Below are 11,305 nucleotides of genomic sequence, written 5' to 3' on the forward strand. Positions count from 1 at the left end.
CGGTACGGCGCGCGGGCCGGGACCGGGTTCGGGGTCCGGTACGGCGCGCGGGCCGGGACCGGGTTCGGGGTCCGGTACGGCGCGCGGGCCGGGACTCCGTACGGCGCCCCCGGTCAGGGCTCGGCGGTGACGCGGGTGCCGAAGGCGGCCTCGAAGACGTCCAGCAGCCGCATGGCCGCCGCCTCCACCTGGGCGGGGTCGCCGCTGCTCAGGCCCAGGACCGGATCGAGCCCCGGATAGGACGGCGCCAGCGCCAGGTGCGGCAGGACCATCAGCAGCAGCGCGAGGCAGGCGTCCAGGTCGGCGTCCGGGCGCAGGTCGCCGGCCTCGCGCGCCCGCTCCAGCAGGGGCCGCAGGTCCCGCAGATAGAAGCGGTTGACCACCTCGCGCACGGCCAGGCGCGCCGAGGGCTCCGGTTCGAGGTTCACCGCCGCCGTCAGCGCCAGCTCCACCGGATGGGTGCGGAAGTACTCCATCCACACCAGCACCAGCTGCCGGTAGGCGGCGAAGAACCCCCGTTCCCACGGCATCCGGGCGATGTGCCGGCCCATGTGCGCCGAGATGCGCGCGCAGGCCAGCTCCGACAGGTGGGTGTACAGGTCGATCTTGTCGGTGAAGTACTGGAACAGGCTGCCCTTGGCCACCCCGGCGTTGCGGGCGATGACGTTGAGGCTCCCGCCGGAGAACCCGTGCGCCGCGAACTCCTCCTCCGCCGCCCGCAGCACCGCCGCGCGCCGCGCTTCGGGAAGCCGTTCCCACGTGGCCGTCGGCACGGCCCACCTCCTCGGGTCCCGGATGACCGCCGATCATCATCATGACCCATGCGCGGCGCGGCCGTCGGCCGGCTTGCGCAGGTGCGGTCTCAGCGGCCGTCGGCCGGCTTGCGCAGGTGCGGTCTCAGCGGCCGTCGGCCAGCTTGCGCAGGTAGCGCAGTTCCTCCTCGCGCTGGAAACCGCCCCCGCCCTCGTGGCCGTTCCACGGCCACACGGTGATCTCCTTGGGCCCCTTCCAGTGGTTGTGGGCTGCGAAGACCGTCGAGGGCGGGCAGACCTCGTCCATCAGCGCCGCCGAGTAGAGCGCGGGGACCTGCCCGCGTGCGGCGAAGTTGAGCCCGTCGAAGTAGGACAGCGTGCGGAAGGCCCGCTCGGCGCCGTCGCGGTGGGTGGCCAGGAAGCGCACGATCTCCTGGTACGGGTCCCTGCCGGTGATCTCCACGGCCCTGCGGAAGTGGGTCAGGAACGGCACGTCGATCAGCGCCGCCCGCACGTCGGGCCGGAGCGCGGCGACCGCCTGGGCGATGCCCCCGCCCTGGCTGCCTCCCCCGACCGCGATCCAGCCCGCGTCCACCGCCGGATGCGTCGCCGCGACGTCCACCCCGCGCACCGCGTCGGTGAACACGCGCCGGTAGTAGTACTCCTCGGGGTCGAGGATGCCGCGCGTCATCACGCCGTGCGCCTCGGCGAAGCTCCCGCCGTGCGGGTCGCCCGTGACACCCGGCCGCTGGTCGTTCTGACCGCCCTGCCCGCGGGTCTCCACCACGAGTACGGCGAAGCCCGCCGCCGGCCACATGAGGTGGTCGTGCGGGAAGCCCCGGCCGCCGCTGTAGCCGATGTAGTGCACCAGGCACGGCACGGGAGCCTCCGCCTTCGGCGTCACCAGCCAGCCGCCGATCCGGTGACCGCCCCAGCCCGCGAAGGAGACGTCGTAGACCTCGACGGCCGTCAGAGCCGTGTCGTACGGCGTGAACACGGGGTCGAGGCCGAACGCGTCCGCCTCGGCGAGCGTCCCGGCCCAGAAGTCGTCGAAGTCGGCGGGCTCGTCACGCTGCGGGAGGTAGTCGCGGAGGCTCTCCAGGGACAGGTCGAACAGGGGCACGGTGTCTCCTCGTGGGTGGGGGCCACTCGCCGCGATGCGCTGCGATCAAGTTCGATACCTTACTTCCGTGGTCCCCAGTGATCACTTCCCGCTCCCGGTCCCACGGGCCCGCACCGGTTCCGGGCGGCGGGACCCGCCGTTCCCGATCCTGTGACCGGAAGGACCACTCGTGAGCACCGTCGACTTCCCCGTCCCCGCGACCAGCGGCTACAGCACCGTCGCGAGCGTCGCCCCCGGCAGCCGGCTCGTCTGGACCTCGGGCCAGGTCCCGATCGCCCCGGACGGCACGGTGGCGCCCGCGGGCGACTGGGAGGCCCAGACCCGCCAGGTCATGGAGAACGTCGGGGCCGCGCTCGAAGCCGCCGGCGCCACCTGGGACGACGTGTTCAAGCTGACCATCTTCGTCGTCGACACCTCGGCGCTGCCCGTGGTACGGGCCGTACGCGACGAGTTCGTCAACACCGGACGGCCCCCGACCAGCTCGCTCGTGCAGGTCGCCGGCCTCTTCCGGCCGGACATCCTGATCGAGGTGGAGGCGGTCGCCGCCGTCTCCCCCGCCTGACCGGCGCCACCAGGCCATCGCTCCCCCTCTCATCAGCCCATCCTCAACGCGAGCGCCGGGCACATCTCCACCGACCGGCGGGCCAGACGCAGCAGCTGCGGCGGTACGGCCTCGCGCGAGAAGACCGGGAACCCGTGCTCGTCGAGCCGGACGAGGTCGGGGGCGAGCTTGGCGCACAGGCCGTGCCCCTGGCAGCGGGTCCAGTCGATGGTCAGCCGGATCTCGGGTTCCTTCTCCTTCTCCGGGAGCGGGAGCACCCCGGTGATCGGGCGCCCGCAGGTCCCGCGCAGCAGGTGCTCCTGAACGTCGTCGGGGAAGGCGGTCAGGGCCGACAGCACGAACTTGGACGTGCCGTCGGGGTGGAAGCACGCGCCCCTGCCCCGGACGGCGGCCGCCCTGCGGCGCAGTTCCTCCAGTGCGGCGGCCGACCCGTCGACGAGGTCGCCCATGGTGCGGGCGAGGTCCGGCAGGCCGAGCCGGCAGGGCCCGCACTGCCCGGACGACTCCGCGGCCAGATAGCGCGCCACCCGGAGCGTCTCGCCCAGCGGGCAGGTCTCGTTCCCGAGCGGCACCATGATCCCCGCGCCGAGGCTCCCGCCCGCGTCGGCGATGCCCTGCCGGGACACCGTGGCCAGGGCCGCGGCGTCCGGATGGATCCACGCGCCGTGGTACCCGCCGATCAGCACGCCGTCGCCCGACGTCGCCCGGCAGGCGTCCATCACGGCGTACAGCGGAGTCCCCGTGGCCACCTCCATCACCGCAGGGTCGCCCGCCGCCCCGCCCACGGTGAGCAGGACCGTGCCGGGCTCGCGTGCGGTCCCGACGTCGGCGTAGCTCTCAGGTCCCAGGGTGGCGAGCACCGCGAGCTGGGCGAAGGTCTCGGCGTTGGACAGCAGGGTGGGGCGGCCGTCCACACCGCTGTCGCTGGTCCTGGTCTTGCGGCCCGAGGGCCCGCCGCCCTGCCCGTTCACCGCCCTGACCAGGGTGCTGCTCTCGCCGGAGATGAACCTCTCCTTGATCCCGACCACGCGGACCTGGTCGCCCGCGCCCCGCTCCTCGATCGCGGCGGCCACCGACGCCTCGCCGAGCCCGCCGGCGGCGGTGGCGACCACGACCTTGCGCGCGCCGAGCGCGCCGGCGGCGATCAGGGCGCCCTCGATGACCAGGTGCGGGGTCCGGGTGAGCAGCATCGCGTCCTTGCTGCTGGCCGGCTCGCCCTCGGCCCCGTTGACCAGGACGACCGGCTCCGTGCGGTTGGCGCTCACCGCGCGGACCTTGCGGGCGAAGGGGAAGGCCGCCCCGCCCCTGCCCCGCAGGTCCACCGAGTCGGCCAGCTCGGCGAGCTCCTGGGCGTCCATCCGCGGTCCCGTGCCGTGCATGGCCCGGTGGGCGGACAGGTTCATCCTCCTGGTCTCGTCCAGTCCCGCGGTGAGCCTGGCCGGTCCCAGCCGCTTGATCGGGGGAACTCTGTAGGGAATCATCCGATCCCTCCTATCCGGCGGACGTCCGCCAGGCTCTCTGTTCCGTTCTCTGTTACGTCGTCGGGCACGACCCGGATTTGCGGGATCTGCGCCGCGTCGTCGGGCACGACCCGGATCTGTGGCGCGTCGTCCGGCACGACCTGGATCTGCGCCTCGTCGTTGGGCACGATCCGGATGCCGCGCTCTCTGCGCGGGACGCGGCCGACGATGCTCGTGGGCATGTTCGCGGATCCGCCCGCGGCCGGGGCCAGGTCGTCGGTCCCGGTCCGCGCCGCCACGGCCTCGACGGGCCGCCTGAGGTCCTCGGGCCGCTCGGCCGCGACGATCCGCTCGGCCGCGGTCTCGGCGAAGGCCGGTGCCTGCCTGGGCCGCAGGGCGCTGGCCACCCTGATCAGCAGCGCCACGCCGACCGCGACCAGGCAGAGCACATAGCTCCAGGTCACCCACGAGGCGGGTGACCGGCCCGCGCCCAGGCCGTGCATGATCGCCGGAGGCCACGCCAGGTAGGCGGACCCGTGCAGGACCCGCCATACCCACGGCCTGCTGGTCTCGGCGAAGCCGGCGCGGGCGATCCCCGTGGCGAAGATCAGGATCATGACGTCGGAGGCGAAGGTGCCGAGCCCCAGAACCACGGTGGTTCCGGGCATCGGCACCACGGCGGCCATGGCCGGGGCACGCCCCTCCGAGATCTTCATCAGTATGTGGGTCGCCAGGAACGCCATGCCGACCATCGCCGTCGCCCGGTGCAGGAGCTGGGTCCTGACCCTGCCCATGGCGGGCAGCACGACCCGGTCCGCGGACAGCAGCCCGAGCGCGACGGTGGCCGTCAGCGAGACGAGCGCGAAAACGCCGGCGAAGAAGGAGAGGAATCCCCACAGTCTCCCGGTCATCTGCGCGCCCGCCTCGGTCCGGGTCAACATCAGCAGCCCGACCGTGACCACGGTGATCCCCGCTCCGACCGCGATCCGGGTGAGCCGCCGGTCGAGGTAGGACACGGGCTCCTGACGGGAGTGCCGCGCCTGGCTGCGTCCGGGTCTCTCCGTATCGCGCGGGGTGTTTTCCATGGTGTTGCGCACAATGCCTCCTCATCGTCCAAGCGGAGAGGGTGCCGCTCAGGGGATGGAGAAGACGCCGTCAGCAGCGACGGCCTCGGTTGATGCAGTCCACCGCGAACCGCATGAGCCTGTCGGGCATCACGTTCGCGAAGTCGGCGTGGTCGGTCACCGGGTTGTGGAGCTGCTCGGGGAAGGCGTCGAGTGCGAAGGACGGCGTGCGCGGCGTGGAGTAGGCCAGGGTCATCCGCAGCTGCGGGATGGGCCGCGTGCCGGCCGGGCAGGCCCCGTTGCCGTCGGGGAACAGCACGTGGGTGCGGTGGTTGGCGCTGTCGGTGTTCTGACCGTCCCAGCAGCTCGGGAAGTCCAGGATCCGCATGACCAGACTGCCCCGGGGGCAGAGCGGATACTTGTCGGTCAGCACCCGGTTGGTGAACCCGCTGCAGGTCCACTGGGCGCGGGCGTTGGCGCCGCCGTTGGTCGCGGCCTTGGCGTCGCCGGTGATCATCCGCAGGAACCGCGGCATCGCGGTCACCCTGGCCACCGGGTTGCCCCGGAACTGCATGGTCGCCACCCGGGGGGTCAGGATCCGCCCGACGTTGCCGTCCGCGTCATCGGTGTTGACGTCGACCGTACGGTCCCTCAGGACAGGCCAGAAGTAGGTCGAGCGGTCGCCGAAGGCGCACGTGGTCCCCGCCGCGGCCAGGCTGGCGTCGGTGGAGAAGGCGTCGGTGGACAGGTTGCCGACGTAGTCGTGCTGGTGGTGTGCGCCGTTTCGCACACCCGGCGCGACGATGAAGTTGTCGGGGTTGCGGTGGCCGTTCTCGTTCCTGCCGCACCGCGAGACGAAGGTGCCCCTGGAGCCGCCGCGCTGGAAGCGGGGCGCCTGGAGGTTCGGCTGCACCTGACGGATGTCGACGAAGTCCTGCGGGAACGGGCCGAGGTCGGCGCACGCCTCTTCCTCGCCCTGCTGGCCCTGGTCCTGGCCCTGACCCTGCTGGTCCGGGTTCTGGTTCTGGTCCTGCTCACCGGGATCCTGCGGCGCCGGGTCCTGCTGGTTCCGACCTTGCTGGTTCTGCTGGTTCTGATCCTGCTGGCCCTGGTTCTGCTCCTGGCCCTGCTGGTCCGGGTTCTGTCCCTGCTGGTCCTGGTCCTGCTGCCGGCCCTGTGCCTGCTGGTCCTGGTCCTGCTGCCGGCCCTGGTCCTGCTGGTTCTGACCCTGCTGATCCTGCTGGGCCTGCTGGTCAGAGTTCTGCTGACCCTGGTCCTGCTGCTGGTTCTGCTGACCTTGATCCTGCCCCTGCTGGTTCTGCCCCTGCTGGCCCTGTGCCTGCTGGTCCTGGTCCTGCTGCTGGCCTTGGTCCTGCTGCTGGCCTTGGTCTTGTTGCTGGCCCTGGCCCTGCTGATCCTGCTGGTTCTGGCCTTGCCGATTCTGCTGATCTTGTTGGTTCTGCTGGTTCTGGTTCTGCTGGTTCTGCTGCTGCCCCTGCTCGGCAGGGTCGCAGTGGTCGGCGGCAGCGGGACCCGCTCCGCTCAGGACTCCGGCGACCAAGGTGAAAGCGATCACCGGGGTGTACAGCCGTTTTATCCGTTTCATGGATCTGTCTCTCCTCACTGTGGCGCGGGTGGTTGGGGAAGGGCCGTGTAGTCGACGAGACCCGTGCTCTCCAGCAGGGTCATGTGCTTCATGACCACCTCCACCGCCCGCTGGGCGAAGGATCGGACGAGGTCGTTTCGCGTGCCGGCGCGTACGGCGGCGACCACGTTGAAGACCTTGCCGTGGGCCTGGCGGAGCCGGTCGGCGAAGGTCCGGTCGTAGTCGGCGCCGGACTTGGACGACAGTTCGGCCATCCAGCGCCGCTGGTCGGCGCTCGCCTGGTCGGGCAGCTTCACGTCCAGCTGGGCCGCGACCGAGCGGACCTGCACGTCGAGCTTCTGGTGGTCGGTCACCAGATGCATGCCGACCTCCTTGACCCGCTTGCTGCCGGCCCGCTGCTGGGCCTGCTGGCCGGTGGGGATCTCCCACAGGCCGGCCTGGCGGACCTTGACCAGGAAGTCCCGGTCGGCCGGGCTGAGCGGGCCGTACTGGGTCTGGGTCCAGCCCTGGGGGGTGGCCGCCTGCGAGGCGGGCAGCCCTCCGGACGGGGTGATCAACACGACCGCCAGACCGGCGACCGCCAGGAACGTCCCGAACAGCAGCAGCTCTCCGTTGCCGACACGGCCGGGCAGTGATCTGCGCATCACCCGTCCCGGCAGTGATCTGCGCATGGTCCGTCCCGGTTCAGTAACCGTCCGGAGCCTGCGGTTCCGCACCATCCGGCGCCTGCGCCTTTCTGCCGTCCGGGGCGCTCGCGAACCAGGTGCCTCCCGCACCGTGGCCCTTGGCGTCCCCGGGAATCTGATCTCCGGAGAATCGGTAGAGGGGCCAGCCACCCAGGGTGACCTGCATGGTGCCGTCCGGCCGTTCGGTCGTGCTGACGAGGCTCTCGTCGATGCCCTCGACCATGACCTGGTCGGGGGTGGTGACGGGCGGCCACTTGGCCGCGCACTTCCCGTCGCAGTTGGACACCGACGGCTTGTCCCTGTCGAAGCGGTAGAGCGTGCGGCCCTCGGCGTCGATGACGGTGCCGAGGTCCGAGGCCTGCAGGAAGGCGTGGCCCTCGTGCTCCTTCACCGCCTCGGAGGTGGCGTAGGCCTGGCCGGAGGAGTTCTGGGCGGAGGTGGCGTCCATGCCGCATCCGGTGAGGGTGACGAGGGCGAAAACGGTCCCGGCCAGCCAGGGGGCGTACCGTACTGCCATGATCGTTCCTTTTCCCAAGAGCCCGCAGGTGCGGGCGCACTTGGTGGGAGGTACGCGCCCATCTCAGAGGTGGTTCACTACAAGTTCGGAGATAGTTAGAAATAACTGGAGTTGCGAGAGTTGCACACGGGACCATAACGATGGTGTAAAGATGTGCTCGTGCCTCGTCATCTCGACAGCCGGTACGAGAGCGCGGAAACCGACGATGATGATGTCCTGATAGAGGTTCTCTACCAGGAGTTCGGTGCTCCTCTGCTCCGGCATGTACGCAAGGCCACCGGCAACGATCTGCAGTGGGCCGAGGACGTCGTCCAGGAGACGATCGTCCGGGCCTGGCGAAACGCGGGGAGATTGCACCGGGAACCAGGCCTTTTGTGGGCCTGGTTGCTCACAGTCGCCCGCCGCATCGTCATCGACGGCCGCCGCCGTAGGGGGGCTCGACCTCAGGAGGTCGAACCCGCCGACGCGGACGCCATATCCGTCCCCGACGGATCGGAACAGGCTCTGGAGGCGATGCTCGTCGCTGAGGCTCTTCGCGATCTGTCCCAAGAACATCGTGAAGTCATCGAGCACACTTACCTACGGGACCGTACGATTAGTGAAGCGGCGGAGATCCTCGGGATCCCGCCGGGCACGGTCAAGTCCCGGCTCTACTACGGGATCCGTGCTCTCCGGAGGATCCTGAAGGAGAGAGGTGTGGCGAGCTGATGTCCCCCTCCTCACGCGACGTGCATGAAGACGTGGCGGCATACGCCCTCGGCGTGCTCGACGAAGAGGACCACGAGGCGTTCGAACGCCATCTCATGTCGTGTGAGGCGTGCCAGGTCGAGCTCCGGGAACTGAGCGAGGTTCCCGGCCTGCTCGACGCGGTGCGGCGGGACCGATCCAACTCCCTCGACGACGACCGGACGTCGCGCTGACGTCCGGGTCCGCACCCGGCGCCACTGCGGAGCCGCCTGGACGGCGGCCCGCCGCGCCCCGGTCCCCGCTCAGCCCTCGCGCCACTCCCCCGAGTCGAGGGCGCCGGCCGCCTGCGGGCCCATGAGGACCAGCCCCCCGTCCACGAACAGGGAGGCCCCGGTGACATACGACGAGGTCGGGCCCACCAGGAACGCCACGGCGGCGGCGACCTCGCGGGCGTCGCCGGGCCGGGCGATCGGATAGCCGGGACGGCTGCCGGGCTTCGGCGGCTGGTCCTCCTGCCCCGTCATCGGGGTGGCGATCTCGCCCGGGGCGACGGTGTTCACCGTGATCCCGTGCGGGGCCAGCTCCAGCGCCAGCACCCGGCTGAGCATCCGCAGGCCCCCCTTGGCCGCGCAGTACGGCCCGGCGCCGACGCGCGGATACTGCTCGTGGACGCTCGTCACGTTGACGATGCGGCCTCCCCGGCCCGCGTCGACCATGCGCCGCGCGGCCCGCTGGGCGCACAGGAAGGCGCCGTCGAGGTCCACCGACACCACCGAGCGCCACTCCGCGAAGTCCATCTCCAGCAGCGGGCGGCTGCTGCCGGTCCCGGCGTTGTTGACCAGGACCCCGAGCCCGCCCAGTTCCTCGGCCAGCTCGTCCACCACCCGACTGGCCCGCTCGGGGTCGGTCAGGTCATGGCGGCGTACGGCCGCGGCCCGGCCGCGGCCGCGCACCAGCTTGGCGGTCTCCTCGGCGCCGGACTCGTCGGAGTGGAAGGTGATCCCCACGTCGAAGCCCTGCTCGGCCAGGGTCACCGCGGTCGCCTTGCCGATGCCGGAGTCCGCCCCGGTGATGATCGCGATCCGGTCGTATCCGGACTCGGAGATCGGTGCCTCGCTCATGCTCGTCCTCTCCCGAAGGATCCCTCGCCCGGCGGGGACTCCCCCGTGGCCTCGTCCTGCCCGGGCCCCTGCCCGTCCCGGCCCGCGACGAGCGGGTATTACCCGCGCCCGCGGCCGTCATGCGGTCTCCGGGGACGCGCCGCGGAGCGCCGGTCCCGTCCGGGGGCGGTCCCGCCCTCCCCGGAGCGCCCATCCGGCGAGGGCCGCGGCCCCGGCCAGGCAGGACCAGGCGAACCAGTCGCCCCAGCCGGTGTAGGGGGTGCCGGCTCCGCCGACCGGTACAGCCGCCGTGACGCTCACGACGGCGCGGCCCCCGGCCGCCCGCTCGGCCAGGACGCGCCCGTACGGGTCGCTGACCGTCAGGTTCCCGTCCGCCGCGCCGCGCACGACCGCGAAGCCGTTCTCCACGCCGCGCGTCACCGCGATCCGGGAGTGCTGCCAGGCGTCGAGCCCGAAGTCCCAGGAGGGCACGAGCATGACCGTGGCGCCGCTCTGCCGGTTCTCCCTGGCCAGGGCGGGGAAGTCCAGGTCCTTGCAGATCGCCACTCCCGTGTCGCCGAGGACGAGGGCCCGCTCGCCCGGCTCGTACGGCTCGACGCCGGGCACCATGTGCCGCTTGCGGTAGACCTGCGGCCCTCCCCCTCCGGCGGGGAAGAGCATGGCCGTGTTGTGTCCGGTGTCGGTGACGATCACTCCGGCGACGATGTCCGTCCGGCGCTCGCGGGCCAGCGCGCCCAGCGGCCCGGTGATCTTCGGCAGGTCCGCCGCCTCGGTGACGAAGACACCCTCCGCCAGCACGGCCACGTCCGTCTCCGGAGGCAGGGCGCGCAGGCGCGCCAGCATGTCCCGGAGCTTCCCGGCTCCCTTGGGCGTGTCCACCGGGGCCCAGTCCCCGTGCTGCCCGGCGGCCAGCAGCGCCACGTTCCGGTTCGGGCCCGCGGGGGCGGCGAGCCGTACGGTCCCGTATGCCACCACCGCGGCGAGCAGGACCAGCGTCGTGAGGCCCACGCCCAGGCGCGCGCGTCCGCCCGTCCCCGGCGCGAGGATCGCGGCGACGGCCGCCGGGACCGCCGTCAGTGTGAACGTGATGCCCCACACACCGGTGAGCGAGGCGAGCTGGAGCACCGGCAGCACGTCGGCCTGGGTGTAGGCCAGGCTCCACAGCGCCCCGTCCGGCCCGAGGACCGAGACCAGGTACTCCCCGCTCACCCACACCGCGGGCACCGACACCGCGGCCGCGACCGGCCTGCCCCGCCCCAGCAGAACCCGGAAGAGGAGCACGGCCGCGACCGCCAGCAGGGCCGGGAGCACCACGCTGAGCAGCGCCACCGGCAGCGGGACCGCCAGCCGGTCCCGCTGCAGGCTCCACAGGTTCAGCCCACCGGCGCCCCAGGCTCCGAACGCCGCGACGGCCGCGACGGGCGCGGAGACCCGGGGCGCGAGCAGCAGCACCGGCAGGGGCGCCAGCCAGGTGAGCCACGGCAGCGGGGTCAGGCCGGTGCCGTAGAACAACAGGACGGCGGTGGTGACGGCGGCGGCGAGAACGACCGGCAGCCGCATGCCGGCGGGAGGGGGCGGTACGGCGGGCGGCGCGGGAACGGGAGAGGGCGGGGAGGGCACGGAGCGAAGGGGGGACTCGGCGGGACCGGGCGGCGGGTGCATCGGAGCGCTCTCCTCACAGAGTGGCCTTCGGGCCCCTCGGAGGGGCCCCGGGCCGGGACGGGCTT

General features: G+C 72.1%; 13 protein-coding genes. 4 read left to right on the forward strand and 9 right to left on the reverse strand.

Features of this window, described 5'->3' with window-relative positions; all coding sequences use genetic code 11:
* Positions 1-113: 113 nt before the first annotated feature.
* Together Psi01_RS37490 and Psi01_RS37495 are read right to left on the reverse strand one after the other, a co-directional pair.
* A complete protein-coding gene (locus tag Psi01_RS37490) occupies positions 114-773 on the reverse strand; it encodes a TetR/AcrR family transcriptional regulator (RefSeq protein WP_203879360.1) in 660 nt (219 codons plus the stop codon).
* 124 nt (positions 774-897) lie between these two features.
* Positions 898-1,875: an acetylxylan esterase gene (locus tag Psi01_RS37495; RefSeq protein ID WP_204068927.1), complete on the reverse strand. Its 978-nt coding sequence runs from the start codon at positions 1,873-1,875 to the stop codon at positions 898-900.
* A gap of 169 nt (positions 1,876-2,044) precedes the next feature.
* On the opposite strand from Psi01_RS37495, the gene Psi01_RS37500 reads away from it, so the two are divergent.
* Positions 2,045-2,437, forward strand: coding sequence for a RidA family protein (locus tag Psi01_RS37500; protein ID WP_204068928.1), 393 nt, complete (start codon positions 2,045-2,047; stop codon positions 2,435-2,437).
* Positions 2,438-2,469: 32 nt separating this feature from the next.
* Here the strand turns inward: Psi01_RS37500 and Psi01_RS37505 are convergent, their stop codons facing one another.
* The 3 genes from Psi01_RS37505 to Psi01_RS43810 all read right to left on the reverse strand — a co-directional run bounded on the left by Psi01_RS37505 (position 2,470) and on the right by Psi01_RS43810 (position 5,751).
* Positions 2,470-3,918 carry an NADH-quinone oxidoreductase subunit NuoF family protein gene (locus Psi01_RS37505; RefSeq protein ID WP_204068929.1) on the reverse strand — a complete coding sequence of 483 codons (1,449 nt, stop codon included), beginning with the start codon at positions 3,916-3,918 and terminating at the stop codon, positions 2,470-2,472.
* Positions 3,915-4,913 (reverse strand): hypothetical protein, encoded by a 999-nt coding sequence (locus Psi01_RS37510; protein ID WP_204068930.1) that lies wholly within the window; start codon positions 4,911-4,913, stop codon positions 3,915-3,917. Before Psi01_RS37510 ends, Psi01_RS37505 begins: the two co-directional genes overlap by 4 nt.
* A 139-nt stretch (positions 4,914-5,052) precedes the next feature.
* A complete protein-coding gene (locus Psi01_RS43810; RefSeq protein WP_239128317.1) occupies positions 5,053-5,751 on the reverse strand; it encodes a DUF1996 domain-containing protein in 699 nt (232 codons plus the stop codon).
* Between Psi01_RS43810 and Psi01_RS43815 the strand changes: the two genes are divergently transcribed.
* Positions 5,725-6,618, forward strand: coding sequence for a hypothetical protein (locus Psi01_RS43815; RefSeq protein WP_239128318.1), 894 nt, complete (start codon positions 5,725-5,727; stop codon positions 6,616-6,618). The two genes, Psi01_RS43810 and Psi01_RS43815, sit on opposite strands and share 27 nt — an antisense overlap.
* Here the strand turns inward: Psi01_RS43815 and Psi01_RS37520 are convergent.
* Positions 6,582-7,238, reverse strand: a complete 657-nt coding sequence (locus Psi01_RS37520) for a DUF4142 domain-containing protein (protein ID WP_239128319.1) — start codon at positions 7,236-7,238, stop codon at positions 6,582-6,584. The genes Psi01_RS43815 and Psi01_RS37520 overlap by 37 nt on opposite strands.
* A 13-nt stretch (positions 7,239-7,251) precedes the next feature.
* The gene (locus Psi01_RS37525) at positions 7,252-7,770 is read right to left on the reverse strand and encodes a hypothetical protein (RefSeq protein WP_204068932.1); all 519 of its coding nucleotides are present in this window, start codon (positions 7,768-7,770) and stop codon (positions 7,252-7,254) included.
* Between the two features lie 153 nt (positions 7,771-7,923).
* On the opposite strand from Psi01_RS37525, the gene Psi01_RS37530 reads away from it, so the two are divergent.
* Positions 7,924-8,478 carry a sigma-70 family RNA polymerase sigma factor gene (locus Psi01_RS37530; protein ID WP_239128320.1) on the forward strand — a complete coding sequence of 185 codons (555 nt, stop codon included), beginning with the start codon at positions 7,924-7,926 and terminating at the stop codon, positions 8,476-8,478.
* Positions 8,478-8,690, forward strand: coding sequence for a zf-HC2 domain-containing protein (locus Psi01_RS37535; RefSeq protein WP_204068933.1), 213 nt, complete (start codon positions 8,478-8,480; stop codon positions 8,688-8,690). Before Psi01_RS37530 ends, Psi01_RS37535 begins: the two co-directional genes overlap by 1 nt.
* Before the next feature lie 69 nt (positions 8,691-8,759).
* Here Psi01_RS37535 and Psi01_RS37540 read toward each other — a convergent pair whose 3' ends face one another.
* Positions 8,760-9,578: an SDR family oxidoreductase gene (locus Psi01_RS37540; protein ID WP_204068934.1), complete on the reverse strand. Its 819-nt coding sequence runs from the start codon at positions 9,576-9,578 to the stop codon at positions 8,760-8,762.
* Between the two features lie 117 nt (positions 9,579-9,695).
* Positions 9,696-11,240 carry a nitrilase-related carbon-nitrogen hydrolase gene (locus Psi01_RS37545; RefSeq protein WP_204068935.1) on the reverse strand — a complete coding sequence of 515 codons (1,545 nt, stop codon included), beginning with the start codon at positions 11,238-11,240 and terminating at the stop codon, positions 9,696-9,698.
* Positions 11,241-11,305 lie beyond the last annotated feature (65 nt).

Source organism: Paraplanobispora siamensis (assembly GCF_016863175.1).
Taxonomy (GTDB): Bacteria; Actinomycetota; Actinomycetes; order Streptosporangiales; family Streptosporangiaceae; genus Planobispora; species Planobispora siamensis.

Excerpts from the sequence above, each read along its gene's own strand:
- Psi01_RS37505 (WP_204068929.1), bottom strand. The coding sequence starts at position 3,918 with ATGATTCCCTACAGAGTTCCCCCGATCAAGCGGCTGGGACCGGCCAGG.
- Psi01_RS37520 (WP_239128319.1), bottom strand. The coding sequence starts at position 7,238 with ATGCGCAGATCACTGCCGGGACGGGTGATGCGCAGATCACTGCCCGGC.
- Psi01_RS37525 (WP_204068932.1), bottom strand. The coding sequence starts at position 7,770 with ATGGCAGTACGGTACGCCCCCTGGCTGGCCGGGACCGTTTTCGCCCTC.
- Psi01_RS37535 (WP_204068933.1), top strand. The coding sequence starts at position 8,478 with ATGTCCCCCTCCTCACGCGACGTGCATGAAGACGTGGCGGCATACGCC.
- Psi01_RS37540 (WP_204068934.1), bottom strand. The coding sequence starts at position 9,578 with ATGAGCGAGGCACCGATCTCCGAGTCCGGATACGACCGGATCGCGATC.
- Psi01_RS37545 (WP_204068935.1), bottom strand. The coding sequence starts at position 11,240 with ATGCACCCGCCGCCCGGTCCCGCCGAGTCCCCCCTTCGCTCCGTGCCC.